Consider the following 25,554-nt stretch of genomic DNA (forward strand, 5'->3'; position numbering starts at 1 on the left):
GGTCTCCTAATCCGTATACCGGATGCGCGGGTCGAACACGGCGTAGAGCATGTCGACGGTGAAGTTCGCGAACACCACGACGATAGCGATGAACATCACGAGGTTCTGCACGATCGGATAATCGCGCCAGCGGATGGCCTCGACCAGGAAGCGCGCGACACCAGGGATGTTGAATACGGTCTCGGTGACGATGAGGCCGCCGATCAGGAATGCCGCCTCGATGCCGATCACGGTGATCACCGGCAAAATCGCGTTCTTCAGCGCATGCTGATAGTTCACCGCGGCGTCGGAGGCGCCCTTGGCGCGTGCGGTGCGGATATAGTCCTGCCGCAGCACCTCCAGCATCGAGGAGCGCGTGATGCGCATGGTGAGCGCGGCGCTGCGGAAGCCGACGGCGGCAGCCGGCACCGCATAGGTCGCAAACGCCTCCAGCCAGGTCTGAGGATTGGGATTGAAGATCGGCATCTGGCCGAACATCGCGACCGACGCGGTGAGGATCAAAAGCCCGAGCCAGAACGAGGGCAGCGACAGCCCGCTGAGACTGACGACACGCAATGCATAATCGAGCTTTGTTCCCTGCTTCACCGCGCTGATGACGCCCAAGGGAATGCCGATCGAGGCGGAGAACAGCAATGCGAGCCCGGCAAGCCGTGCGGTGATCGGAATCCGCGGCAAGATCTCCTGGAGCGCCGGCTTCTCCGAGACATAGGAGTAGCCAAAATCGCCGCGCAGAAAACCGCCGATCCAGTGCAGATACTGCATCACCAGCGGCTGGTCGATGCCGAGCTCCTTTTCCAGATTGGCCTTGTCGGCGGGATCGACGTAACCGGCGGCGGCAAAGAGGATGTCGACGATGTTGCCGGGCACGATGCGCAGCAGGAAGAAGATGACGACCGAGATCCCAAAGAGGGTCACGAGCATCAGAAACAGGCGGCGCACCAGATAGGCAAACATCCCAACGCCTCCTGCCCAGCCTTCAGCTGCCTGTCCGCCCCGTTACTTGTCCAGCCACAAATCCTCGTACCGATAGCCATTATAGGAGGAGTTCGTCATGATCGTTACGCCCTTGACGTAGGGCTGCCAGCAGGTGCCCATGCGGCTATGGAAGATGATCGGGCGGGCGACATCCTCCTGCAGCCTCTTGTCGATCTCCCAGACCAGCTTCCTGCGCTTGCCAATGTCGGTCTCCTGCGACTGCACGTCGAACAGCTTTTCGATGTCCTTGTTGCAGTAGTTGGTGTAGTTGCGCTCCGAGCCGCAGGAATAATTCTCGTAGAAGGACTGGTCGGGATCGTCGACCGCGTTACCCGTGAGGTTGAGACCGATCATATAGTCCTTGCGCGCAACCTTCGGGAACCAGTTCGCCGTCTCCACGACGTCGAGCTCGCCGTCGATGTAAATGCTCTTGAGCTGATCGATCAGGATCACCGCGGGGTCGCGATAAACCGGGATGTTGCGCGTAGAGACTTTCACCGCGAGATGCTTGTCGGGACCGTAACCCGCCTTCTGCATCAGCTTCTTCGCCTCCTCGCGATTGGCGTTCACGTCAGGGCCGTAGCCGGGAATGGTCTCCAGCATCTCCTTGGGCATGCCCCACAGGCCGTTCGGCGGCGGCAGCATGGTGCCGCCGATATCGCCCTGGCCCTCGAACATGATCGAGATGAACGCCTTGCGATTCAGCGCCAGTGCCATGGCGCGGCGGATGTCGACATTGTCGAACGGCGGCGCCGACGAATTGACGATGATGTTGGTCGAGACGTTGGTCGGCGCGACCTCGCAGATCGCCTTCGGCGCCTGCGCCTTGACGTCCTTCACCAGCGGGATCGTCACCTCGGTCGGGAAGGTCATGTCGAACTTGCCGGCGACGAAAGCGAGGATTGCGGTCGAGCGGTTCGGGATGATGGTGAACTCGATGCCGTCGAGATAGGGCCTTCCCTTCTTCCAGTAGTCGGGATTGCGGGTTAGCTTGATCGACTCGTTGGCCTTGAACTCGACGAACTTGAACGGCCCGGTGCCGATCGGATGCGTGCGCATCTCGGCGGGCGAGACGTGGCAAGGGTAAACCGGCGTATAGCCCGAGGCGAGCAGCGCCAGCAGCGAGGGCTGCGGCCGCTTCAAGTTGAACGAGACCTCGAAATCGCCATTGGTCGTGACGTCATTGACTTCGTTGTACCAGGCCTTGCGCGGGTTCTGCCGGAACTTTTGCTGCGACTTGCCCATCAGCATGTCGAAGGTGCATTTGACGTCGGCGGAAGTGAACGGCTTGCCGTCGTGCCATTTCACGCCCTGGCGCAGCTTGAAGGTCAGCGTCTTGTTGTCGCCGCCCCAGGCCCAGCTCTCCGCGAGCTCCGGGACGATGTCATCCATGCTGTTCTGTGGCTCGTCCTGCTTGTAGATGACGAGATTGTTGAAGACGGGCATGAAGGGAATGTTGACCGAATAGGTCGCGCCTTCGTGGATCGAAGCATTTGCGGGGCTGTCGCGATGATACATCCGCAAGATGCCGCCCTGCTTGCCCTCGTCGGCGAACGCGGTGGTTGAGACCGTCAACACCGCTAGCGCCGCCATCGCGGCGAGCGCCCTCACGCTCCGCATGCTTCTCTCCCTCGAGCCTCGAGGCCTTGTGCAGCCTGTTTGATCGCGACGATAGCCATGCGCGCGAGGGCAGGCAACGGCCAAGGCCTATTGCGGCCTCGGCAATTCGGATGACGTAGAGCCGCACGTTCCTCTCTCACAATGTGAGAGAAGCTGATGTCGCCCTTTCAGTTGGAACCAGATCGAGTTTAGCGTTGCGCCTGCGCGCGGGACGGCAGCAGCGCCAGGACGATCGAGGGCAGCGGAAAGAACAGGGCGCCCAGGACGAACCAGACACCCCGCGAACGTCCCTTCTCCGCCGCAAATTTCGCAGTGCAGCGCCCGCACAGGATGAAGATGGCAAGAAGGCCGGCAACGAAAAGAAACGCGGCGAGCATGGAGGCTCCTCTCAACGCCTGTTGAGCATACAGGACCGCGGTCGCGAGGACGACGGGCGACACCATCCCGGCGAAATCAAAATCCAGAGAGGCGACGGACTACACCTGCAGCGTGTCGCCGCCCTTCAAATGCAGCATCTCGCGTGCCTCGTCGGAGCTGGCGACTTCGAGGCCTAAGCCCTCGATGATCTTGCAGGCGAGGCGCACCTGCTCGGCGTTGGAGGAGGCCATGCGGCCGGGCGCAGCCCAGAGCGAGTCTTCCAGGCCGACGCGGATGTTGCCGCCCATGGCGGCGGCCATCGCCGCGATCGGAAGCTGATGCCGTCCGGCGCCCAGCACCGACCAGATGAACTTGTCGCCGAACAGCCGCTCCGCGGTGCGCTTCATATGCAGCACGTCCTCGGGATGCGGGCCGATCCCGCCCTGCAGGCCGAACACGGTTTGCACGAACAGCGGCGGCTTCACGAGACCCAGATCGAGGAAATACTGGAGATTATAGAGGTGCGCGGTGTCGTAGCATTCGAACTCGAAGCGGGTTCCGGTCTCGGACAGCGTCTTCAGAACGAACTCGATGTCCTGGAAGGTGTTGCGGAACACGATGTCCTTGTTCTCGACATGCTTGCGTTCCCAATCATGCTTGAAGGTCTTGAAGCGGTTGAGCATGCCGAAGAAGCCGAAATTCATAGAGCCCATGTTCAGCGAAGCCACTTCCGGCTTGTACACCGCGGCGGGCCGCACGCGTTCGTCCACCGTCATGGTCGGCGAGCCACCGGTGGTGAGGTTGATCACGGCGTTGGAACGCTGCTTGATGATCTTGAGGAACGGCGCAAAGGCCTCCGGCGATTGATCCGGCTGGCCGGTCTCGGGGTTGCGCGCGTGCAGATGCACGATCGCCGCACCCGCTTCCGCGGCTTCCACCGCCGCATCCGCGATCTCTTGCGGCGTCACCGGCAGGGCAGGAGACATCGACGGCGTGTGGATCGCGCCGGTGACGGCGCAGGTGATGATGACTTTGCGGGCCGATACTTTGCTAACCATGGGTTTGCAACTCCGAGGCGGCTGTGATCTACCGTCACGCTTAGCATCAAGACACGATCGGAGCCATCATGGATCTCGACATCAAGGGGTTGCGCGTATTGGTGACCGCGGGGGCGGCCGGCATAGGGCTTGCAATCGCTCGCCGCTTCCTTGCCGAGGGCGCAAAGGTGCACGTCTGCGATGTCGACGAGATGGCGCTTGCCGCGCTTGCGAACGGCGATCCCGCCATTACGCGCTCGCAGTGCGATGTCTCCGACCGGGGCGCCGTGAAGACGATGTTCGATGAGACGGTCCGCGCGCTCGGCGGCCTGGATGTGCTCGTCAACAATGCCGGCATCGCCGGCCCGACGGCGAAGGTCGAGGAGATGAACCCGGAGGACTGGGACCGCTGCGTCGAGGTCTGCCTTACCGGCCAGTTCAACTGCACGCGACTCGCGGTGCCGCTGCTCCGCGAGAGCAGGAACGCCTCGATCGTCAACATCTCGTCCGCCGCCGGCAAGGTCGGCTTCGCCATGCGCACCCCTTACGCGGCGGCGAAGTGGGGCGTCATCGGCCTGACCAAGTCGCTGGCGATCGAGCTCGGCCCCGACAAGATCCGCGTCAACGCCATTTTGCCCGGTCTCGTCGCCGGCGATCGCCAGCGCCGCGTGCTGGAAGCGAAGGCGCAGCAGCGCGGCATCTCCTACGCCGAGATGGAGCGCATCGCGTTCTCCTATACCTCGATCAAGGACTACGTGACGCCCGACCAGATCGCCGACCAGATCCTGTTCATGGCAAGCCCGCGCGGCCGCACCATTTCCGGCCAGGCTATCTCGATATGCGGTGATACGCAGATGCTGGGGTGAGATGGCATCAACAAATTCAGTCGTCGTCCCGGATCAGCGCTCGCTACGCTCGCTTGTCCGGGCGACACCGAGTTTGTGGTTGCCCCTCATACAATCCGCGACGTCTTGTTACCCCAATAGCGATCCCGCAGCAGGCGCTTGTACAGTTTTCCGGTCGGCAGGCGCGGCAATTCCTTTTCGAAGTCGACCGAGCGTGGCACCTTTTGTCGCGACAGCGATTTGGCGCAAAACGTGATCAGCTCTTCGGCGAGCGCCGGCCCCGGCACCACGCCCGGCATCGGTTGCACCACGGCCTTCACCTCTTCGCCGAGATCGGCGTTGGGCACGCCGAACACCGCGGCGTCCGCGACATTCGGATGGGTGATCAGCAGATTCTCGCATTCCTGCGGATAGATGTTCACCCCGCCCGAGATGATCATGAAGGTGGCGCGGTCGGTGAGATAGAGGAAGCGGTCCGCGTCGACATAGCCAACGTCGCCGACCGTGCTCATGCTGCCATCGGCCGAGCGCGCTTCCTTTGTCTTCTCGGGATCGTTGAAATATTGAAACGCCGAGGCCGTCTTGAACCACACCGTGCCCGCGGTGCCGGTCGGGCACTCCTTCATGTTCTCGTCGAGAATATGCAGATCGCCGAAGAGCACCTTGCCGACGGTGCCGCGATGGGCGAGCCACTCCTCGGTGTTGCAGGCGGTGAAGCCGAGCCCCTCGGTCGCGCCGTAATATTCGTGGATGATCGGGCCCCACCATTTGATGATGTCCTCCTTCACCAGCGCCGGGCAGGGCGCCGCGGCATGGATCGCAATCTCGAGCGAGGACAGGTCATAGCGGTTTCGCACCTCCGCCGGCAGCTTCAACAGGCGCGAGAACATCGTTGGCACGAGCTGGGTGTGGGTGATGCCCCATTTCTCGACCAGCTCGAGGTAACGCTCGGGATCAAAGCTCTCCATGATGATCACGGTGCCGCCCATGCGGATCGTCAGATTGACCGCGGCCTGCGGCGCCGAATGATAGAGCGGCGCCGGCGACAGATAGACCATACCCTCGCGGTAGTGCCAAAGTTTCGTGAGGAAATCGAATAGCGGCATATTCTGCCGCGGCGGCTCCTCCGGAAGCGGCCGCAAGATGCCCTTCGGCCGTCCCGTCGTGCCCGACGAATAGAGCATCGCCGTGCCCAGCCATTCGTCGGCGATCGGCGTCTTCGGCAAGCTTGCCGTCGCCTGCTCAAGCCCGACGATACGGTCGCTCTCACCCGGGCCATCGGCGACGACGCAGAGCTCGATCTTTGGACATTCCTTCAGCGCCTCGCGCGCGATGTCGAGCTTGGCCACCGAGGTGATCAGGATACGCGACTGGCTGTTGGTGAGAATGTAGGCGAGCTCGCTCGGCGTGAGAAACGAGTTGACGCAAGTAAAGTAAAGTCCCGACCGCTCGCCCGCGCTGCAAGCTTCGAGATAGCGCGAATTGTTCTCCATGAAGATCGAATAGTGATCGAGCCGCTTCAAGCCGTGCTTGCGAAACAGATGCGCCAGCCGGTTGCTGCGCACATCGAGCTCGCGATAGGTGACGGTCTCGCCCGTGCCGGCCATGATGAAGGCGGGCTGCAGCGGGCGCAGACGGGCATGCGTACCTGTGTACATCGATCCTCCGAGGTTGCGTTAAGCGGCGAGAAGCAGGATTTCGCGCACCTGTGCGGGGCCGTCGATCCGCCGTGGGTTGCGCGGCACCCAGAGCGTACGCATCGCCTGCTCGGCGATGCCGGCGAAATGCTCGGGCGACACGCGCATCTCAGCGAGGCTGCGTGGCATGCCCAGCGAGCGGATGAAGGCATCCAGCACGTCGGCGGCATTCTGGCCCGGGAAGCCCATCGCCGCCGCGACGATCATCTGGCGATCGGCATTTTCACACTCGTTCCAGCGCATCACTGCCGGCAGCATGATGCAGGAGGTGTAGCCATGCGGCACGTCGAAGGCCGCGCCCAGCACGTAACCGATGCCGTGGCTCGCGCCCATGGGAACGCCGGCGGCGAGCGCGCCCATCGACAGCCAGGTGCCGAGCTGCGCGTCCATCCGCGCGTCGAGATCTCTGGGGTTGGCCTTCACCCGCGGCAGCGCATCGGCGAGCATCGCAAGCCCCTTCACGGATTGCGCGTCGGCATAAGGGTGCGTCTCGCGCGAGCAGATCGCCTCGACGCAATGGTCGACGGCACGGATGCCGGTCGAGAGGAACAGCCATTCCGGCGTATGCACGGTGATGGCGGGATCGAGGATCGTTGCGCGCGGCACCATCAGCGGATGGCGGAGCATCTGCTTCACATGGGTGCTGCGGTCGGTGACCCCCGCGATGGCGCTGAACTCGCCGCCGGCGATCGTGGTGGGCACGCTGACCTGCCGCACCGATGGTGCGTTCATCTCGGGTGCGACGCCCTTGTGGACGCGGATGCGTTCGATGCCATCGGTGCTGTCGATGTCGTTGGCAAGGCAGAGCTGTACCGCCTTGGCGCCGTCGGTGATCGAGCCGCCGCCGACGGTGACGATCAAGTCAGCCTTCACCTCTCGCGCCGCGTTGGCGGCCGCGATCACCGCCTCGCGCGGCGTATGCGCCGGCATGGCGTCGAACAGGCCGGCACAACGCGCGCCCAGTGCCTGCTTGATTTTCTGGATTTCGTCGGTCTGCCGGTTGAGCGTGCCGGACACCATCAGGAAGGCACGATCCGCCTTCAGCCGATCCATCTGCGCCAGAATGGCGCACGCGGCCGGATGGCCGAACACGACCTCCTCGATCGCGCCGAAAACGACACGCCCTTGATGCACGCCTGTCCTCCCGGACAATTCGTCTTGTTTTTGTTCGACTAATCTAGCCGAGCTGCCGGCGCCCGTCATGCGCGAAGACGCTGTCTCTCTCTTCCCCTCTCCCTGCTCTTCGCGGGGAGAGGGGAGGGTGAGGGGTGTTTCCACATTCACAATGGCAGTTTGGCTCGCGGAGGCTCCCCCTCACCCGATCGCATCTTGCGATGCGATCGGCCTCTCCCGCAGGCGGGGAGAGGCGAAGCAACCGCCTCGCATTCACGAGCCCGGCGAATAAGACTATTCGCATTCAGCTACCTAATCGCCGGTTGCACAACCGACTATCTCCGCGCAACCCGCCATCCGGTTAGGCGTTCCGCCTCAGATTGCGCCGTCTTCCGTCTTGAAGAGTTCATCATTGAAACCCATCTTGTGCCGCCTGCGGGTAAGGGACTACCCTGTTTGCCGCAGCCACGAAGGAAGGGGCAAGACATGAGCAAGCCGAACCCGAGGCAGCATCTAGTCCGACGGCAATCCGCGCTGCATCCCTTCCTCGCAGTTCTGGCGCTGATGGTTACCGGCCTCCTCGTCGGCTGTGACAGGCCTGCCTCGCAGGCGGCAGCTCCGCCGGCGCCTTCCGTCACCGTCGCCCAGCCGGTCAAGCGCACGGTCACTGATTGGGATGAATACACCGGCCGCTTCGATGCGGTCGAAGAGGTGCAGGTGCGTCCGCGCGTCGGTGGCTACGTCAATTCGGTCGAATTCCAGGACGGTGCCATCGTGCACCAGGGCGATCTGCTCTACGTCATCGACCCGCGCCCGTTCGAGGCGGTGGCTGAACAGGCGGACGGTCAGCTCGCGGACGCGCGCGCAAAAGTCGAGCTGGCCAAGCGCGAGCTCGACCGCGGCCTCAATCTGGTCCAGACCAGCGCGGTCTCCGAGCAGGTCGTCGATCAGCGCCGCCAGGCCCTCCAGGCCGCGCACGCCGCCGAGACGCAGGCGGAAGGCTCGCTCAAGGCCGCCAAGCTCAATATCGAATTCACCCATGTGGTGGCGCCGATCACCGGCCGCGTCAGCCGCCATCTCGTCAGCCCCGGCAATCTGGTGCAAGGCAGTGACGCCGGCTCCTCGACGCTGCTCACCTCGATCGTGACGCTGGATCCCATCTACGTCTATTTCGACATGGATGAGACGAGCTTCATCAAATACAGCAAGCTGTGGTTCGAAGGAAAGCGCCCGAGCTCGCGTGATACGCCGAACCCGGTGCAGGTGACGCTCGCCGGCGAGACCAAGCCGTCGCATGACGGCACCATCAATTTCCTCGACAACCGCCTCGACGTCTCCACCGGCACGCTGCGCAGCCGCGCCGTCATCAAGAACACTGACCTTTCCATCCTCCCGGGCCAGTTCGGCCGCGTCCGGCTGATCGGCAGCGCGCCGTATGAGGCGCTTTTGATTCCGGATGCCGCGGTCGCGACCGATCAGTCCCGCAAGATCGTCTTCGTGGTCAAGCCGGACGATACCGTCGAGGCGCGCCCCGTGACGCTAGGTCCGCTCGACGAGGGACTGCGCGTGATCCGCGAAGGGCTCAAGGCCGATGATCGCGTGATCGTCGACGGCATTCAGCGCGCCCGCGTCGGCGCCAAGGTTAATCCGCATCAAGCGCAAGCGCAGGCGGGTGGCAAGTCATGAATCTCGGCCGCCTCTCCATCAACCAGCCCATCCTGGCGATGGTGCTGTCGATCGTGCTTCTGATCGTCGGCGCGCTCGCCTACACCACGCTGCCGGTCTCCGAATATCCGCAAGTGGTGCCCCCGACCGTGGTGGTGACAACGCAATATCCCGGCGCCTCCGCGCAAACCGTCTCCGACACGGTCGCTGCTCCGATCGAGCAGGAGATCAATGGCGTCGAGGACATGCTGTATCTCTACAGCCAGGCGACCTCGAACGGCCAGCTCACCATCACCGTCACCTTCAAGCTTGGCACCGACCTCGACAAGGCCCAGGTGCTGGTGCAGAACCGCGTCGCGATAGCGCAGCCGCGCCTTCCGGCGGAAGTGCAGCAGCAAGGCGTGACCACACGCAAGAACTCGCCCGACATCCTGATGGTCGTGTTCATGCTGTCGCCCGACGACAGCTTTGACCAGCTCTACATCTCCAACTATGCGCTGCTCCAGGTCCGCGATCAGCTCTTGCGTCTCGACGGCGTCGGCGACATCACGATCTTTGGCGCGCGCGATTATTCGATGCGGCTCTGGCTCGATCCCGACCGGATCGCCAATCTCGGCCTAACCTCGACCGAAGTGCTGGCGGCGATCCGGTCGCAGAACGTGCAGATCGCCGGCGGCCAGATCGCGGAACCGCCGATCGCGGACCGAGCCTTCCAGCCGAACCTCACCTTCACCGGACGCCTGAAGGATCCGAAGCAGTTCGAGGACATCCTGATCAAGGCCGGTTCCGACGGCCGAACCGTGCGCCTGCGCGACGTCGCCCGCATCGAGCTCGGCGCGCTGTCCTACTCCACCAATAGCTTCCTGCTGCGCAAATCGGCCGTCGGCATGTTGGTGACGCAGCGGCCAGGATCCAACGCGCTGGCGACCGCGAAGAACATTTCCGACACCATGGTGAAGCTCAAGCAGAGCTTCCCGAAAGGGCTCGACTACAATATCGGCTACAACCCGACCGAGTTCATCGCCCAATCTGTCCACGAGCTGATCAAGACCATCTACGAGGCCATGCTGCTGGTGGTCATCGTGGTGCTGGTCTTCCTGCAAGGCTGGCGGCCGGCGATCATTCCGATCATCGCCATCCCGGTCTCGCTGGTCGGCACCTTTGCGGTGATGGCGGCGCTCGGCTTCTCCATCAATAACCTCACGCTGTTCGGTCTCGTGCTCGCCGTCGGCATCGTGGTCGACGACGCCATCGTGGTGGTCGAGAATGTCGAGCGGCACCTCGAGCATGGCCTCAGCCGACGTGATGCCGCGCTGAAGACCATGGAGGAGGTCGGCGGCGCGCTGGTCTCGATCGCGCTAGTGCTGTGCGCCGTGTTCGTGCCGACGGCGTTCCTGGGAGGCATCTCCGGGCAGTTCTTCCAGCAATTCGCCGTTACCATTGCGGTGGCGACCGCGATCTCCTGCTTCTGCTCGCTGACACTGTCGCCGGCGCTGGCCTCGCTGATCCTTACTCCGCATGAAGAGAAGCGGCCGCCGGCGCGCTGGAATGTCATTGCACGCGGCTGGGGAGCCTTCACCGGCGTCTTTAACCGCGTGTTCGACCGTCTGTCACACGGCTATGCCGGTATCGCCAATTTCGTCATCCGGCATTCGGTGGTGATGTTGCTGGTCTACGTCGTGCTGATCGGCAGCGCCGGCTGGCTGATCTTTACCACGCCGCAGGGCTTCATTCCGGCGCAGGATCGCGGCTACGTCATCATCTCGGCGCAATTGCCGGGCGCGGCGTCGCTGGCGCGCACCACCGAGATCGTGCACGAGATCGAGGGCATCGCACTCGATACGCCGGGCATCATCCGCGTCGCCGTCTTCGCCGGCTTCTCCGGCGCCACGCGTACGCAGCAGGGCAACGCCGCCGCGCTGTTTCCGGTATTCGCCGAGCCGGAGGTGCGCCTGAAGAAGGGGCTTACGGCTGGCGTCATCACCGCCGAGCTGCGCAAGCGCCTCGCGAAGATCGAAGGCGCCTTCATCATCGTCATTCCGCCGCCGGCCGTGCCCGGCATCGGCACCGGCGGCGGCTTCACCATCCGCGTCCAGGACCGGCAGGGCCGCGGACCGGAAATGCTCGCGGCGGCCACTGACGAGCTGGTCGCCGCTGCGCGCAAATCACCCAATCTCACCTCGGTGTTCTCGCCGTTCACGGCCAACACGCCGCAGCTCTTCGTCGACATCGACCGCACCAAGGCGCAGAAGCTCGGCGTTCCCATCTCTAATATCAACGACACGATCCAGACCTATTTCGGATCGACCTATGTCAACGACTTCAACCTGTTCGGCCGTACCTATCACGTCACCGCCCAGGCCGATTTGCCGTTCCGAAAAGAGCCCAGCGATCTCGCACGGCTGCGCACGCGCAATGCGTCCGGCGACATGGTGATGCTTGGCAGCGTGGTCGACTTCAAGAATGTCTCCGGCCCCGACCGCGTCGCGCGCTACAATCTTTATGCGGCGTCCGAATTGCAGGGCGAACCGGCGCCGGGCACCAGCTCGACGACCGCACTCAACACCATCAAGAAGCTCGCGGACGAGACCTTGCCGAGCGGCTTCACTTTCGAATGGACGGACCTGTCCTATCAGCAAGTCACCGGCGGCAATGCCGGCCTCTACGTCTTTCCGATCTGCGTGCTGTTCGTCTATCTCGTGCTAGCCGCACAATATGGCAGCTGGACCTTGCCGTTCTCGGTGATCCTGATCGTGCCGATGTGCCTGCTCGCTGCCACCATCGGCGTGCGCATAATGGGCCAGGACGTCAACATCCTCACGCAAATCGGCTTCGTGGTGCTGGTCGGACTGGCCGCGAAAAACGCCATCCTGATCGTCGAGTTCGCCCGCGACATCGAGCTCGAGGGCAAGCCGCGGCTGGAAGCCGTGATCGAGGCCTGTCGCCTGCGCCTGCGGCCGATCCTGATGACGTCCTTCGCCTTCATCCTCGGCGTGCTGCCGCTCGTGGTCTCGACCGGGTCAGGCTCGGAGATGCGGCAGGCCGTCGGCGTCGCCGTGTTCTTCGGCATGCTCGGCGTCACGCTGTTCGGCCTGGTCTTCACGCCGATATTCTACATGATCGTGCGCAACCTGGCGGACGGGCGCGGGAAGAAGCCGGCGGCTGCGACTTGATGCGTCATTGTGGTCACCGCCGCATCCACAACCTCAGTGTCGTCCCGGCGAGTGCGCAATTGCGCACGGGGGGCGGGACCCATAACAACAGCTAGTAGTTGTGGCGCGAGATGGTGGTTGCGAGTCTTCACCAAACGTCTCCCTGTGGTTATGGGGCCCGGATCGCGCTCCGCTTCGCTTGTCCGGGACGACGAGTGCAGATTGGGGAGCCCGCCCATACTAACGGCTGAGGCGAAATGGATGGGCATTGCCGGGGTTCTTCACTAGTATCCGCGCGATTTCAGAACAGAAAACTGCTGGGAGCTAAAATATGAAATCAGCATATTTGGTGGCTGTGGCTACGTCCGCCCTGTTGCTGGCGGTGCCGGCCTCAGCGCAAAACGCCAATCAAGGCGTCAAGATCGGCATCCTCAACGACCAGTCCGGCGTCTACGCCGACTACGGCGGCAAATGGTCGGTCGAAGCCGCAAAAATGGCGATCGAGGATTTTGGCGGCGAGGTGCTGGGACACAAGATCGAGCTCGTTACCGCCGATCACCAGAACAAGCCGGATCTCGCCACCTCCATTGCGCGGCGCTGGTACGACGTCGAGAACGTCGACATGATCACGGAGCTGACGACCTCTTCGGTCGCACTTGCGATCCACGAGCTTTCCAAGGAAAAGAAGAAGATCGACATCGTCGTGGGGGCTGCGACATCGCGCCTCACCGGTGATGCCTGCCAGCCCTATGGCTTCCACTGGGCCTATGACACCCGCGCGCTCGCGGTCGGCACCGGCGGCGCGCTGACCAAAGCCGGCGGTGACACCTGGTTCTTCCTCACCGCCGACTATGCCTTCGGCTATGCGCTGGAAAAGGACACCAGCGAGATCGTCACCGCCAATGGCGGCAAGGTGGTCGGCTCGGTCCGCGTGCCCCTCAACTCATCGGACTTCTCCTCCTTCCTGCTCCAGGCGCAGAGCTCCAAGGCCAAGATCGTCGGCCTTGCCAATGCAGGGCTCGACACCACCAACTCGATCAAGCAGGCCGCCGAGTTCGGCATCGTTACCGGCGGCCAGAAGCTCGCGGGCCTCCTGATGACGCTTGCGGAAGTGAACGGCCTCGGCTTGCAGGCCGCGCAAGGCCTCGTGCTCACCGAGGGCTATTACTGGGATCTCAACGACAAGACGCGCGACCTCGGCGAACGCTTCTTCAAGCGCACCGGGCGGATGCCGAGCATGATCCACGCCGGCACCTATTCGGCGACGCTGAGCTACCTGAAGGCGGTCAAGGCCGCCGGCACCAAGGATCCGGACGCGGTTGCCAAGAAGCTGAAGGAGCTCCCGGTCAACGACGATTTCGCGCAGGGCGGCAAGGTTCTCGAGAACGGCCGCATGGTCCACGACATGTACCTGTTCGAGGTCAAGAAGCCGTCGGAATCGAAGCGGCCCTTCGACTACTACAAGCTGCTCGCCACCGTCCCCGGCGACAAAGCGTTCTTCACCGTCAAGGAAAGCGGCTGCCCGCTGACGAAGTGACGCGCAGCGTCATTCCGGGTTCGGTCCTGCGGACCGCCCCGGAATGACGGGGTGGCTTCAGAAAATCACGGCGTTGCGTTCAGGAATGCACCACTCGCCACAGCACCGCGAGGAGCGCGCCGACCCACAGCGCGATGCTGGCGAATGCCTGGATACCAAACCCTGGGCCGCGCTTGGCGGCTTCTTTCGAATAGCCGATGAAATAGACGATGCGGCCGATGATCCAGACCGCGCCGATTGCGGCCGCAATCTCATCACTGATGTAGATCGCGAACAGCCAGAGCGACGGCAGGAAGATCGGCATCCATTCCAGCGTGTTCATCTGGATGCGGAAGGCGCGCTCGAAATCGGGATGGCCCGACATCGCCGGCACCTTGACGCCAGTCTTGGCGCGTGACCGTGCGACATTGACGCCTGTGAAGAAGCAGAACGCCACGGCCAGCAGCGTGACGAGCGCCGTGAGATGATACATCGCTAGGTCCTCTTGAAGTCGCCGGCCGCTCAATAGCCTGTCAGTTCGAGATAGCCAACGCCGTCATGGCTGCCGGAGAAGCTGATCGGACCCTCCCAATAGGAAAAGCCAGTTCCCATCCAGGCCGCCGGGTTGAGCGGCGTGCAGATGATCGCCAGAGATCGCGAGGGAATCGTGATCTGCCATTCCACCGGCAGTTTGCGCCCCGCAACCTCGGCCCATCCTTTCGGCGTCATCTGGATGTCGGCGGCAAAGATCTGCTGCGTGCGGCGGTCGGGCGAGATCCAGTTGCCGAACGGATCGTCCTTGCCGTCCTTCTGCCGCAGTCGGTACAGCATCAGCTTGTCGCCCGATGAGAGGTGCAGCGACAGCCAGTCCCAGCCGGTCTGGTCGGAGGCAAGAGGCTGGCTGCTCCATTCGCGGTCCATCCAGGCCTGCCCCGACACATCGATCGCCTTGTCGTTGATGACGAGGCTGCCACGCGCACGGAAAAAAGGCTGGCTGTAATAATATGACGCTTGGCCGCGCTCGGACTTGCGGCTGAAACCGCCGTCGCCTTGCAGCACCACCGGACGATCCGCCTGAAGCGTCAGCGCGTAGCTGAAATCGATGCCCGACGCCTTCAACGCGAGCGGCGACAGCATGCGATCATCGGTGCCTTCGGCGCCCTTCATCTCCCAGTCGTCGATCCAGGCCGCGAAAGGCTTTGTGTCCACGCCTGCTTGCCCGACGCCGCCGCGGGCGAACAGCTCGTTGAAGCGGTGGGTGTCGGCGCGGGTCACCGCGGCATGTCCCATCCAGAGCTGCTGATTGGCCCAGCCCTCGCGCTGCGGCCCGGCCTCGGTGGCCTGGCGAAACAGCGTCCATTGCAGGCCGCAAGCCGCGCCACTGGCGTCGACCAGATTAGCCGTGAGGTACCACCACTCGATGCGGAAGTCCGGATGCGGCCCGTGGTCGGCGGGGAAGGAAAACACTTTTCCAGGCACCACCTGTGCAAAGCCGTCCGCGGTCTCGCCGAGGCCCGCGTAACCTTGCGCCACCGCGCGGCGCGACAGCGCCAGCGCGGCGAGGCCGCCGGCAAATGCGCGCCGCGATACTTGGTCAGCGCTCATTGGCGAACACCTTCACGAGATTTGCCGGCTGCATCCGCGCGAGCCGCGCCACCGGCAACAATGCGGCGAGCAGCGAAGCGACCAGTGCCACTGCGACCAGCTCCACCAGTTGCAGCGGAAACACGTGGAACGGCAGGCGCCAGCCGAACGCTTTCACGTTGACGATCGCGATCAGGCACCAGGCGACGATGAGTCCCAGCGGCAATGCCAGCAGCGCCGTGAACAGCGCAACCGCCAGCGTCTTGGTCAGTTCGATCGCGGCAAGGCGCGATCGCGTGAGGCCGATCGCCCAGAGCGGCGCAAGCTGCGGCAGGCGGGAGTTGGCAAGTGTCAGCAGGCTGGTCAGAAGCGCGATCCCGGCGACGCCGAGAGTGAAGGCGTTCAGCGCTCCGGTCACCGCAAAAGTGCGGTTGAAGATGCGGATCGATTCCGCCTTCACGGTTGCCTGGTCGGCGACGCTGCGGTCGTCAAGGGCAAACTGCTTCTGCAGCGCCGTGATCAGGCCGGGAATCTTGTCGCGGGGAACGATGAGTCCGATCCGCGTCTGCGGCGTTTGCGGAAAGCGCCGGATCAACGCCGCGACGTTCACGGCGATCTGTCCCTTGGGGTTGCCGTAATCGGCATAGATGCCGGCGATATCGAGCACCCAGCTGCCGCCCGGCGCGGGAATCTCGATGACGTCGCCGACGCGCAGCTTCAACCGCCGGCTCAATTGCTCGCTGACGAAGGCAGCATCACCCGGCACAAGCTGCGCCCAGGCGCGTGGCGCGGCTTCAAGCAGCGGCCAGCGCTCGCGATAGAGCGCGTGGTCGGGCAGGCCGAGCAGCTCCACGGGCTGTCCCTCGAGTTGCGTCTCCGCACGCCCGCCGCTCAGGACGGCCTGCACCTCGCTGCGTTCGCGCAGCCAGCTCCGGATCGCGACCGCCTTCGCATTGTCGGGCGCGCTGATGTAGACGTCGGCGGCGAGCCGCCCGTTCAGCCAGGTAATGAAGGTGCGGCTGAAGGTTTCCACCATGGTGGAGACGCCGACATTGACGGCAAGCGCAAGCAGCAGCGCCATCAGCGCCAGCGACAGGCCTGAGAGCTGCTGCCGGCTGTCGGCCCAGAACCACAGCGCAAGCGGCCCCTTCGCCCGGCGCTGGCCGACGAGCAGGATGATCTCGAGCAGCGCGGGAAGGATCAGGGCCGCGCCGAGCATCAGCGCGGCAAGCACGCCGAAGCCGGCGATCAGCGAATCGCCATAGCGCAACAACAGCAGCGCGACCGCAAACACGGCGAGGGCCGCTGCGCCTTGCAGGATCAGCCAGCGCCGCTGCGCCTGCTGCCAGGCCTGCGGCTGCGCGGTCGCGAGCAATGGCAGACGCATCGCCTTGATCAGGCTCGTTGCTGCCGCGATCAGCGCGCCGATGATGCTGATGCCGACGCCGGCGAGCCACCATTCGCCGCGCAACGATAGCTGGCCCGGGATCTGCGCGCCATAGAGCCCGCGCAGCGAGGCCGCGACGTCCGGGAGCAGCGCCGCCGCAATGACATAGCCGCAGGCGAGTCCGACGAGCCCTGCCGCTAACGCCAGCACCACCAGCTCGATGACCAGCACGGTGTTGAGCATCCGTGCCGAGGCTCCGCAGGCCCGCAGCGTGCGCAGCATCGGCAGCCGCTGCTCGAACGCGAGGCCGACGGCCGAATTGACGATGAAGAGCCCGACGAAGAACGACAACAGGCCAAAGGCGGTGAGGTTGAGATGAAAGCTGTCGGTGAGGCGTTCGAGCTCGGTCTCCGCGCTCGGCTCGATCAGCTGCAATCTGTCACCGACGACGCTCGCGAGTGGTGCCGGTGTGCCTCTGGCCTTCCCGATCAGAAGTCGCGAGAGCTGACCTTGCTTGCCGAGCAGCCGCTGCGCGACGCCGATATCGACGACCAGTACGTCGGGCACGAGCTGCTGCTGGGCGTGCAGGGGCGGCAGCTTTGCGCCGCTGCTGATCAGTGGCGCCGCGCCCTCCATCGCGTCGAGATCGGCGAGCGTCTCTGGCGCCACCAGCGTCTGGCCGGGTGGGGCGACGAAGGCGCGCAAATCGGACGCGCCGAGCCGCGGCGCGTTGCCGACTTCGGCCGGCAGTGTCACCGGCTCGATGCCGAGCAGGCGGAACGAGTGTCCGTTGATCTGGACGCGACCCTCCACGACCGGCGAGACTGGCCAACCGGCGCGGCTGAGCGCAACGAACAGGTCCTGCGAGAACGTCGCGGCATCAGGGGCAACCAGCATCGGCGTGCGGACGCCGCCAAAGGTCGCCGCCGCGCGGTCATAGGCGTTGCGCGCCTGCTGGTTGATGGCCTGCACGCCGCTCCACAACGCGGTCGCCGCGATCAGGCCGATCAGGAGCGTCGCGAGCTGCATCGGATGCCGCCGCCAATGGCTGAGCAGCACGGCCAGGATCCAGAGCGCGCGTCTCATGTGATCCGCCCCGCATGCAGCGTGACGTGGCGGTCGAGCGTGCTGGCCAGATGCAGGCTGTGGGTCACCATCAGGAAGCCGCAGCCTGTGCGCGCCACGAGATCCCGCGTCAGGGCGAGCACGTCGTCGGCGGTCGCTTCATCGAGATTACCGGTCGGCTCGTCCGCGAGCAGCAGTGACGGCTTGATCGCGAGCGCGCGGCCGATCGCGACCCGCTGCTGCTGGCCGCCGGAGAGCTGCTCGGGGTAGCGTCTCAACAGCTTGCCGAGGCCGAGCCGCTCGATCAGCTCGCCGTGCCAGGCATCATCGTGCCGGCCGGCGATCCGCGCCTGGAAGGCGAGATTGTCCTCGACCGACAGGCTCGGGATCAGGTTGAACTGCTGGAAGACGAGCCCGAGCCGGTCGCGCCGCAGCGCTGCCCGCCCTGCATCCGGCAGCGCCGTCACATCGGTGCTTTCGAGCATGATCGTGCCGCCGTCGGCGCCATCCAGCCCCGCGATCAGGTGCAGCAGCGTGCTCTTGCCGCTGCCGGATTCGCCGGTCAGCGCGACGCGCTCGCCGGGGCGCACGTCGAGATCGACGCCGCGCAACACGTGGACCGGCTCGCCGGCCGAGGAGAAGCTTTTGGACAGGTTCTTGATGTTCAGCACGATGAATGGCGCCGCACGGAATTAACTGGAATGTTGCGTAGCACAGTTGATGCGGAAATGCCGGGGTTGCGTTGCCGTTCAAGCCGTTGTTAGCTCGCAAGACGGCCAAATCAAAAGCGCCGAAAAATGACAAGACGGGGAGAGATATGAGCGCTCAGGGAACGCCCAAGGCGGCGGGCAGCACGACAGCTACGGCAACACCAAAGGGCGCCTGGACCGTCACCTTTCTCCTGTTTCTCCTCATGGTGGTGAATTTTGCCGACAAGATCGTCGTGGGTCTCGCCGGCGTGCCGATCGTGACCGACCTGAAGCTGGAGCCGGAGCAGTTCGGCCTGCTCGGATCAAGTTTCTTCTTCCTGTTTTCGATCTCGGCCATCGTGGTCGGCTTCATCGTCAACAAGGTGCCGACGCGCTGGGTGCTGCTGACGCTCGCGGTCATCTGGGCACTGGCGCAATTTCCGATGGTCGGCACCGTCAGCTTCACCACGCTGCTGATCTGCCGCGTCGTGCTCGGCGCCGGCGAAGGGCCTGCGGCTTCTGTGGCGATGCACTCCCTCTACAAATGGTTCCCTGACGAGAAGCGCACGTTGCCGACCGCGCTCCTGACGCAGGGCTCGGCCTTCGGCGTCATCCTCGCAGTGCCTGCGTTGAACTGGGTGATCGTCAATCATTCCTGGCACTACGCCTTTGGTGCGCTCGGCGTCGTCGGCCTGATCTGGGTCGCGGCCTGGCTCGCGCTCGGCAAGGAGGGCCCGCTGGAGGACACGCAGCTCCTGGCGGCTACCGAGCCGAAGATACCCTATCTCCAGCTTCTCACCTCGCGCACCTTCATTGGCTGCGTTGCGGCGACCTTCGGCGCCTATTGGGCGCTGTCGCTCGGGCTTACCTGGTTCACGTCCTTCATCGTCAAGGGGCTCGGCTTCTCGCAGTCGGACGCGGGCTGGATATCCATCCTTCCCTGGGTGTTCGGCGCCACCATCGTCATTCTCACGGGGTGGATCTCGCAGGTGATGATGGCGCGCGGTGCGACCACGCGCGTTGCGCGCGGCGTTCTCGGCTCGGTGCCGCTGGTGCTCGGTGGTCTGATCCTGGCAGCGATGTCGCATGTGCAGGGCGCTGGCTTGCAGATCGCGCTGCTCGTGGTCGGCTCAGGCCTGTGCGGGGCGATCTACGTCGTCTGCCCGCCGATGCTCAGCGAGTTCACTCCTGCTTCGCAGCGCGGTGCCGTCATCGCGATCTACGGCGCGCTTTACACGCTCGCCGGCATCATCGCCCCGGCGGTAATGGGCAGCGTGATCCAGCGCGCCGGCTCAATGGTCGACGGCTACCTGACCGGCTTCACCATCAATGCCGTGATCATGATCGGCTCCGGCGTGCTCGGCCTGTTGCTGCTGTGGCCGAACACGGAAAAGGCACGGCTGACGCGTGCGGCCGGCACGCAGGCCGGTACGTTGAAGGGGCGTGGTGTCGCCGACGTAGTTGGTTCGAACCCAAGATTTGAGCTGTCGTCCCGGACAAGCGCAGCGAAGCGGAGCGCAGATCGGGGACCCCCGCGCGAGCGCTTGCGCTCGTCGCGATAACCACAGGAAGTGGTTGTAGCGCGCGATCGTAGCTACCGATCTTCGCCAAACTCAATTCTGTGGCTATGGGGCCCGGGCTCGCGCTGCGCGCGCCCCGGGACGACACTGAGGACGTTGATGTGCCGCTGGCCCAATCTGCATTGAGCTACCGGCCCGCCTGCTCCCGCCGCTCCGTCAGCAGCGACAAGAACACCGTGGCCACCATGAACACCACCGACGCACCGAACACCCAGTGCGGCGCGTTCTGGTCCATGATCCAGCCGAACAGCAGCGGGCTGATGATGCCGCCGAGGTTGAAGCCGGTGGAGACGATGCCGAAGGCGCGCCCCGCAGCGCCCGCAGGTGCCGCATTGCGCACCAGCATGTCGCGCGAAGGCGCGATCACGCCGGAGAGGAAGCCGGCGAGTGTCATCGCGGCCGTCAATACAAGGCCAGGCAGTGCGACGAGCGCAATCAGAAGCACGATCGCGGCGTTCGCGGCAAAACAGGCGGCGGCGAGCTGGCCGTGGCGTTCGGTGCGGTCGGCGAGAAAGCCGCCCGCGAGCACGCCAACGGCGCTTGCCCCCAAAAATGCCGTCAGCGCGACGTTGGCGGCGGAGTAGGACGCGGCATAGCCGCTCATCAGCGCCACCACGCCGAAATTGTTGATGCCGGCAACCGACAGGCTGAGCAGCATGAACAGCGCCGTCAGCATGATCAGCGCCGGCGTGATGACCGCTTGTTTGGGCGCGGCTTCGTTTCCCGGCTTCTTCCTGTGCGCGCCGGCGTCGGGAATGTTCATCACGATCAGCAGCAGCGCGCAGAGCACGCCGATCGCGCCCGATGCGATCAGCGCGCCGACGCCGCCCGAGACCGTGACGAGCGCGGCAACGATCGCCGGCGCCACCGCGCCGCCGAGATAGCCGGCAAAGGTGTGAACCGAGAAGGCGCGGCCCATCCGCGCCTCGTCCATGTGCTCGGCAAGGATCGCGTAATCGGCGGGATGGTAGACGCTGTTGGCAAGCCCGAGCAGCACCGCGCAAGTGATCAGCGAGGCGTAGCTCAAGTGCAGGCCGAGCAGCACCAGCGACAGCCCGCCGATCACCAGCCCGATCAGCAGAATCTTTCGCGCACCAAAATGGTCGACGAGATAGCCGGTCGGCGCCTGGGTCAGGCCCGACACAACCGCAGACACGGTCAGTGCAAAGCCAAGCTCGATATAGCCGACGCCGAGCTGGGTTTTGAGGAACGGAAACAGCATCGGCAGGACCAGCAGGTGGAAATGACTGACCCAATGCGCGATCGAGATCCCCGTCAGCGTGCGCAGCGCGCTGTCGGTCTTCCCCTGTTGCGGTGCGGCGAGAACATCGGCCATCGCAGTTCCGTTTCACGTCCGAAGAGGCCGCAAACTATCGGGCGAGTCGGTTATTTGTCCATGAACGCCCGCGCATGGCAGGTAGTGCGGTGCATCCCCAATGTCGTCCTGGCTTTCGCCAGGACGACATTGGAGGGCGTTGCGCGAGCGTGCCATCAAACACACGGGCAGCCCACCGCCTCCTCACAGCGGCTCGTCATCCGTGCCGTAGCGGTCGCGTTTGGGCGTGGCGATGTCGCCGTCTTCGTCGTCGTCGTCGGTGTCGGGCGGCGGCTGCGGCTTTTTCTTGGTGTCGTCCGCCTTCTTCGGCGGCGGGTACTTGTTGCCGGCCTTGGCCATGACCTTCTCCGGATGGTGATGCGTCAGTGCATGTTAGCCGGATTGGGACTGATTTTCTTGACCTCTCTCAACCCGCGAGGCGCAAGCAGGGCGCGAATGCCATCACACCCGTACCACCGGCCCGCCCGCCTTCTTCCAGGCGTCGATGCCGCCGGCGATATGAGCGGTGTTGGCGAGCCCGGCCTCCTTCGCGGCGGCAACCGCCATCGCCGAGCGCTCGCCGAAGGCGCAGAAGAACAGGACGCGGCGGCCCGTGGCGGCCGCCACCTCGCGCAGCATGCCGCCAGGCTTCAGGCTCTCCTCGATCGACGGATAGGGCGCATGCAGCGCGCCCTCGAGCATGCCGTGCTTGGCGCGCTCATTGCTCTCGCGCAGATCGACCAGCAGGATATCCGGCCGGCCAAGGGCGCGCATCGCGTCGACAGCGCTCAGCGCACGGCCCTCCTTCTCCAATTCCTCCTGATGCAGGCCGACATGCATGTTGGCCGGCACCGCCACATCCATCATCTTCGGATTGGGCAGCTTCAGATTGGCCATCAGCTCGATATATTCGTCGACCGAGCGCACCTGGAGACGGGGATTGTAGCGCTTCTCCTCGCCGATGGTGGAGACCGTGTCGCCCTTGTAGTCATGTGCGGGGAAGACCAGTGTCTCCTCCGGCAACTTCAACAGGCGATTGAAGATCGACTCGTACTGTGCGCGCGAAGAGCCGTTCTGGAAGTCGGTGCGGCCGGTGCCGCGGATGAGCAGCGTGTCGCCGGTGAAGACGCGGTCGCCCATGAGATAAGAATAGGAGTCATCGGTGTGGCCGGGCGTGTACATCACGTCGAGCGACATGCCCTCGATCGTCACCTTGTCGCCGTCGGAGACCCGCATCGCCACGACGTCGGCCTTGCTCTGGTCGCCCATGATGGTCATGCAGTGGGTGCGGTCGCGCAGCTCACCGAGCCCGGTGACGTGGTCGGCATGCAGGTGGGTGTCGACGGCCTTGACCAGCTTGAGGTCGAGTTCGCGCAGCAATTGGCAGTAGCGATCGACCTTCTCCAGCACGGGATCGAGAATCAGCGCCTCGCCGCCGGCGCGGCTGGCCAGCAGGTAGCTGTAGGTCCCCGAAACGCTGTCGAACATTTGGCGAAAGATCATGGCGGACCCCGCGTCGGATGATCCAAAATCATACTACGGAGGCGGGCTAAAAGAGAAGTATTTTACTGCATCAGGACATAAATTTAGAAGATTATTATTTTGGCTGGGTGCTGGATCTCTCCGGTCATTCCGGGGCGTGCGCAGCCCGGAATCCATTTGTCCGCAGACCCAGTGAAGGGATGGATTCCGGGTTCGGTCCTGCGGACCGCCACCGAATGACGAGAGCGCCGTTACGGCCGCACCAGCGTGTAGCCATTTTCGGTCAGGAACAGGATCTGGCCGACCCCGACCTGCACGGGCGTTGCGGAGGCGATGAAATCCGGCCGCCGGCCGGTCTCGCGCTCGATCGTGTCGACGGTGTTGAGGCAGATGTCGAAGCGGACGCCCTGCGCGATCAGGCTTTCGACCTGCTTGCGATGGTCATTGGCGCTCAGCAGGAGGTCGATGCCCGGACCGAACGCCACCACCTCGATCGCGACCTTGTCTGGGTCATAGGCTTTCAGGAGATTGTTGGCGACGCTGAGCACCAGCGCCTGCTTCTTGGCGTCGCCGTCGGAGAGCTGGAGCACGATCTTGTGCTCGGCAAACGGCTTGTCCTGCAAGGGCACTTGCTGCGCAAAGGCGGGCAGCGCCAAAGCCCAGGCGACCAGCGCCAACAGTATTGCGCGACGATTTGGCGAACGCGTCATCCCTGTCCTGCAATTCCCGGATTGTCCTCGACGCCCCTCAGCGCGACGCCGGAGCCCTTGTTCTCGGGTATCCGGCCCGCGCGCAGATATTTTGCGACCACGTCCCAGACAGGCGCGCCTTGCTGGGTGTTGACCGACGCCCAGCCCGCGACCTTGTAGCGCCGGTGCGCCTCAACCGGCTTGCCGCTATCGAGCGTCAGCGCGGAGATGCGGCTGCCGATCGCGGCGGTCGGCGTGCAGGTGTAATTGAGCCCGCCGGCGCGCACCATGTCGCCGCCCTGCTGGTGGTAGGGATCGGCGTTGAAGAGGTTGTCACAGATGTCCTCCAGCACGTCCCTGATTTGGTCGCCGGTCATTTCCTGCACATAGGTCTCGGGATAGGAGATCGCGGTCTCCGCCAGCACATCCTCGAGCGTGAGCGGCTGGCCGGCGAGCGCGGTGACACCCCAGCGAAAACCCGGCGACAATGCGATCTCGGCATCGAGTTCGTGTCGCAGTGCCGAGCAGATGAGCTCATCCATGGGGCCGGAAAAATTGCCGCGGCGATAGAGCAGGCGGTCGGGCGTTGCGAGCTTCTCCGACCAGTCGGTGACGTGCGGCGCCCGCACCTTGCCGATCAGCTCGGCCATCGCGGGATCCGGCTTCAAGAGCTCGGAATAGACCGGCAGCAGATGATATCTGATATCGCTGACCTTGCCCTTGGCGAGCTGGAGATCGAGCACGGCGAGAAACTTGCCATTCGAGCCGGCATTGCTGACGAGCGTCGTGCCGCTCGCATTCTTTACCGCCACCGGTTGCGGGACGGCGTCATGGGTGTGGCCGCCGAGGATGACGTCGATACCGGTGACGCGGCTCGCAAGCTTCAGATCGACGTCCATGCCGTTATGCGACAGCAGGATCACGGCATCGACCTTGTCATTGCCGCGCAAGCCGTCGACGAGCTTCTGCAGCTCCTCCTCGCGGATGCCAAAGGTCCAGTCCGGCGTGAAGCGCTTGGGATGCGCGATCGGCACGTAGGGGAAGGCCTGGCCGATGATCGCAACGCGATAGCCGCCGAGCTCCTTGATGGTCGATGGCTTGAACACGCGCCCCGTCGCCTTGTCGAAGGCGCGCGCATCGTTGAAGGCGGCTTCCTCGGTCAGGAAGACGTTTTGCGCCAGAAACTCGCCCTTGAAGCGCTCGAGATTGTCGCGCAGCGCCTGCTCGCCATAGGTGAACTCCCAGTGGCCGGTCATCGCCTCGATGCCGAGCAGATTCGCCACCTCGACCATGTCGCGGCCCTGCATGGTGTTGGCAAGGCCGGTGCCCTGCCAGAGGTCGCCGCCGTCGAGAAGCAGTGAATGCTGCTCGCCGACGTCGTTGCGCAAGCGGTCGATCAGCGTCTTCAGATGCGCAAAGCCGCCGAGCCTGCCGAAGCGGGCCGCGGACTTCTCGAACTCGAAGCAGGTGAATGCATAGGCGTCCGCGCTGTCGGACCGGATGCCGAAACGCTCGAGGAAGGCGCGCCCGACCAGGTGCGGGGGCCGTCCAGCCATCTCGCCGATGCCGATATTGACGCTGGGCTCGCGGAAATAGACCGGGTTGAGCTGCGCATGCGTATCGGTGATGTGCAGGATGCGCGCATTGCCGAAGCGTTCGAGGTCGTAGATGCTGGTGGTGTCGGCGCCGCGCGAAAGCCGCGGCAGCCCGGCCGTGACGACGGCAGCACCTGCGGCTCTCAGGACATCGCGGCGGCGGATGGCCATCTCAAATTCTCCGCGCCCTT

At 64.2% G+C, this 25,554-nt stretch carries 19 protein-coding genes and 1 pseudogene; 5 read left to right on the forward strand and 15 right to left on the reverse strand.

The window, feature by feature from the left end; genetic code table 11:
* Positions 1 to 6: 6 nt before the first annotated feature.
* The 4 genes from SO156_RS17810 to kce form a co-directional block, all read right to left on the reverse strand.
* Positions 7 to 954: an ABC transporter permease gene (locus SO156_RS17810; RefSeq protein ID WP_498535703.1), complete on the reverse strand. Its 948-nt coding sequence runs from the start codon at positions 952 to 954 to the stop codon at positions 7 to 9.
* A gap of 42 nt (positions 955 to 996) precedes the next feature.
* Positions 997 to 2,595, reverse strand: a complete 1,599-nt coding sequence (locus tag SO156_RS17815) for an ABC transporter substrate-binding protein (protein ID WP_498535704.1) — start codon at positions 2,593 to 2,595, stop codon at positions 997 to 999.
* A 188-nt stretch (positions 2,596 to 2,783) separates the two neighbouring features.
* The gene (locus tag SO156_RS17820; protein WP_498535705.1) at positions 2,784 to 3,038 is read right to left on the reverse strand and encodes a hypothetical protein; all 255 of its coding nucleotides are present in this window, start codon (positions 3,036 to 3,038) and stop codon (positions 2,784 to 2,786) included.
* Between the two features lie 33 nt (positions 3,039 to 3,071).
* Positions 3,072 to 4,010 (reverse strand): 3,5-dioxohexanoate:acetyl-CoA acetone transferase, encoded by a 939-nt coding sequence (gene kce / locus SO156_RS17825; protein ID WP_498535706.1) that lies wholly within the window; start codon positions 4,008 to 4,010, stop codon positions 3,072 to 3,074.
* 68 nt (positions 4,011 to 4,078) lie between these two features.
* On the opposite strand from kce, the gene SO156_RS17830 reads away from it, so the two are divergent.
* On the forward strand, positions 4,079 to 4,855 hold the full coding sequence (locus SO156_RS17830) for an SDR family oxidoreductase (RefSeq protein ID WP_498535707.1): 777 nt from the start codon (positions 4,079 to 4,081) through the stop codon (positions 4,853 to 4,855).
* Positions 4,856 to 4,941: 86 nt separating this feature from the next.
* Here SO156_RS17830 and SO156_RS17835 read toward each other — a convergent pair whose 3' ends face one another.
* A complete protein-coding gene (locus SO156_RS17835; protein WP_458146019.1) occupies positions 4,942 to 6,492 on the reverse strand; it encodes an AMP-binding protein in 1,551 nt (516 codons plus the stop codon).
* An 18-nt stretch (positions 6,493 to 6,510) separates the two neighbouring features.
* Positions 6,511 to 7,665, reverse strand: a complete 1,155-nt coding sequence (locus SO156_RS17840; RefSeq protein WP_498535708.1) for an iron-containing alcohol dehydrogenase — start codon at positions 7,663 to 7,665, stop codon at positions 6,511 to 6,513.
* Between the two features lie 465 nt (positions 7,666 to 8,130).
* On the opposite strand from SO156_RS17840, the gene SO156_RS17845 reads away from it, so the two are divergent.
* From SO156_RS17845 to SO156_RS17855, 3 genes are all read left to right on the forward strand, one after another.
* Complete coding sequence (locus tag SO156_RS17845) at positions 8,131 to 9,330, forward strand: efflux RND transporter periplasmic adaptor subunit (RefSeq protein WP_498535709.1); 1,200 nt, start codon at positions 8,131 to 8,133, stop codon at positions 9,328 to 9,330.
* Positions 9,327 to 12,482, forward strand: coding sequence for an efflux RND transporter permease subunit (locus tag SO156_RS17850; RefSeq protein WP_498535710.1), 3,156 nt, complete (start codon positions 9,327 to 9,329; stop codon positions 12,480 to 12,482). Before SO156_RS17845 ends, SO156_RS17850 begins: the two co-directional genes overlap by 4 nt.
* 310 nt (positions 12,483 to 12,792) lie before the next feature.
* A complete protein-coding gene (locus SO156_RS17855) occupies positions 12,793 to 13,998 on the forward strand; it encodes an ABC transporter substrate-binding protein (protein ID WP_458146016.1) in 1,206 nt (401 codons plus the stop codon).
* A gap of 79 nt (positions 13,999 to 14,077) precedes the next feature.
* Here the strand turns inward: SO156_RS17855 and SO156_RS17860 are convergent, their stop codons facing one another.
* The 4 genes from SO156_RS17860 to SO156_RS17875 are packed head-to-tail and all read right to left on the reverse strand — an operon-like array spanning position 14,078 to position 18,684.
* A complete protein-coding gene (locus tag SO156_RS17860) occupies positions 14,078 to 14,470 on the reverse strand; it encodes an MAPEG family protein (RefSeq protein WP_458146015.1) in 393 nt (130 codons plus the stop codon).
* Between the two features lie 29 nt (positions 14,471 to 14,499).
* Positions 14,500 to 15,582: a lipocalin-like domain-containing protein gene (locus SO156_RS17865; RefSeq protein ID WP_458146014.1), complete on the reverse strand. Its 1,083-nt coding sequence runs from the start codon at positions 15,580 to 15,582 to the stop codon at positions 14,500 to 14,502.
* Positions 15,572 to 18,034 carry an ABC transporter permease gene (locus SO156_RS17870; RefSeq protein WP_498535711.1) on the reverse strand — a complete coding sequence of 821 codons (2,463 nt, stop codon included), beginning with the start codon at positions 18,032 to 18,034 and terminating at the stop codon, positions 15,572 to 15,574. The genes SO156_RS17865 and SO156_RS17870 overlap by 11 nt, the downstream gene beginning before the upstream one ends.
* Positions 18,031 to 18,684, reverse strand: coding sequence for an ABC transporter ATP-binding protein (locus SO156_RS17875; protein WP_498535712.1), 654 nt, complete (start codon positions 18,682 to 18,684; stop codon positions 18,031 to 18,033). Before SO156_RS17875 ends, SO156_RS17870 begins: the two co-directional genes overlap by 4 nt.
* 146 nt (positions 18,685 to 18,830) lie before the next feature.
* Here SO156_RS17875 and SO156_RS17880 point away from each other — a divergent pair.
* Positions 18,831 to 20,163: pseudogene (locus SO156_RS17880) on the forward strand (MFS transporter).
* Positions 20,164 to 20,409: 246 nt separating this feature from the next.
* Here SO156_RS17880 and SO156_RS17885 read toward each other — a convergent pair.
* From SO156_RS17885 to soxB, 5 genes are all read right to left on the reverse strand, one after another.
* Positions 20,410 to 21,618 (reverse strand): MFS transporter, encoded by a 1,209-nt coding sequence (locus SO156_RS17885; protein ID WP_498535713.1) that lies wholly within the window; start codon positions 21,616 to 21,618, stop codon positions 20,410 to 20,412.
* Between the two features lie 183 nt (positions 21,619 to 21,801).
* Positions 21,802 to 21,957 (reverse strand): hypothetical protein, encoded by a 156-nt coding sequence (locus SO156_RS17890; protein WP_498535714.1) that lies wholly within the window; start codon positions 21,955 to 21,957, stop codon positions 21,802 to 21,804.
* A gap of 102 nt (positions 21,958 to 22,059) precedes the next feature.
* Entirely contained in the window at positions 22,060 to 23,100 is a 1,041-nt protein-coding gene (locus SO156_RS17895) for an MBL fold metallo-hydrolase (protein WP_498535715.1), read from the reverse strand.
* 230 nt (positions 23,101 to 23,330) lie between these two features.
* Positions 23,331 to 23,789 carry a DsrE family protein gene (locus SO156_RS17900; RefSeq protein WP_498535716.1) on the reverse strand — a complete coding sequence of 153 codons (459 nt, stop codon included), beginning with the start codon at positions 23,787 to 23,789 and terminating at the stop codon, positions 23,331 to 23,333.
* On the reverse strand, positions 23,786 to 25,534 hold the full coding sequence (soxB, locus tag SO156_RS17905) for a thiosulfohydrolase SoxB (protein ID WP_498535717.1): 1,749 nt from the start codon (positions 25,532 to 25,534) through the stop codon (positions 23,786 to 23,788). The genes SO156_RS17900 and soxB overlap by 4 nt, the downstream gene beginning before the upstream one ends.
* Positions 25,535 to 25,554: the final 20 nt, after the last annotated feature.

It is taken from the genome of Bradyrhizobium sp. UFLA05-125 (genome assembly GCF_059803515.1).

What these genes read in the sequence shown, in the direction of transcription:
- SO156_RS17810 (WP_498535703.1), bottom strand. Translation starts at nt 954, where the DNA reads ATGTTTGCCTATCTGGTGCGCCGCCTGTTTCTGATGCTCGTGACCCTC.
- SO156_RS17815 (WP_498535704.1), bottom strand. Translation starts at nt 2,595, where the DNA reads ATGCGGAGCGTGAGGGCGCTCGCCGCGATGGCGGCGCTAGCGGTGTTG.
- SO156_RS17820 (WP_498535705.1), bottom strand. Translation starts at nt 3,038, where the DNA reads ATGGTGTCGCCCGTCGTCCTCGCGACCGCGGTCCTGTATGCTCAACAG.
- kce (WP_498535706.1), bottom strand. Translation starts at nt 4,010, where the DNA reads ATGGTTAGCAAAGTATCGGCCCGCAAAGTCATCATCACCTGCGCCGTC.
- SO156_RS17830 (WP_498535707.1), top strand. Translation starts at nt 4,079, where the DNA reads ATGGATCTCGACATCAAGGGGTTGCGCGTATTGGTGACCGCGGGGGCG.
- SO156_RS17835 (WP_458146019.1), bottom strand. Translation starts at nt 6,492, where the DNA reads ATGTACACAGGTACGCATGCCCGTCTGCGCCCGCTGCAGCCCGCCTTC.
- SO156_RS17845 (WP_498535709.1), top strand. Translation starts at nt 8,131, where the DNA reads ATGAGCAAGCCGAACCCGAGGCAGCATCTAGTCCGACGGCAATCCGCG.
- SO156_RS17850 (WP_498535710.1), top strand. Translation starts at nt 9,327, where the DNA reads ATGAATCTCGGCCGCCTCTCCATCAACCAGCCCATCCTGGCGATGGTG.
- SO156_RS17855 (WP_458146016.1), top strand. Translation starts at nt 12,793, where the DNA reads ATGAAATCAGCATATTTGGTGGCTGTGGCTACGTCCGCCCTGTTGCTG.
- SO156_RS17860 (WP_458146015.1), bottom strand. Translation starts at nt 14,470, where the DNA reads ATGTATCATCTCACGGCGCTCGTCACGCTGCTGGCCGTGGCGTTCTGC.
- SO156_RS17865 (WP_458146014.1), bottom strand. Translation starts at nt 15,582, where the DNA reads ATGAGCGCTGACCAAGTATCGCGGCGCGCATTTGCCGGCGGCCTCGCC.
- SO156_RS17870 (WP_498535711.1), bottom strand. Translation starts at nt 18,034, where the DNA reads ATGAGACGCGCGCTCTGGATCCTGGCCGTGCTGCTCAGCCATTGGCGG.
- SO156_RS17885 (WP_498535713.1), bottom strand. Translation starts at nt 21,618, where the DNA reads ATGGCCGATGTTCTCGCCGCACCGCAACAGGGGAAGACCGACAGCGCG.
- SO156_RS17890 (WP_498535714.1), bottom strand. Translation starts at nt 21,957, where the DNA reads ATGGCCAAGGCCGGCAACAAGTACCCGCCGCCGAAGAAGGCGGACGAC.
- SO156_RS17895 (WP_498535715.1), bottom strand. Translation starts at nt 23,100, where the DNA reads ATGATCTTTCGCCAAATGTTCGACAGCGTTTCGGGGACCTACAGCTAC.
- SO156_RS17900 (WP_498535716.1), bottom strand. Translation starts at nt 23,789, where the DNA reads ATGACGCGTTCGCCAAATCGTCGCGCAATACTGTTGGCGCTGGTCGCC.
- soxB (WP_498535717.1), bottom strand. Translation starts at nt 25,534, where the DNA reads ATGGCCATCCGCCGCCGCGATGTCCTGAGAGCCGCAGGTGCTGCCGTC.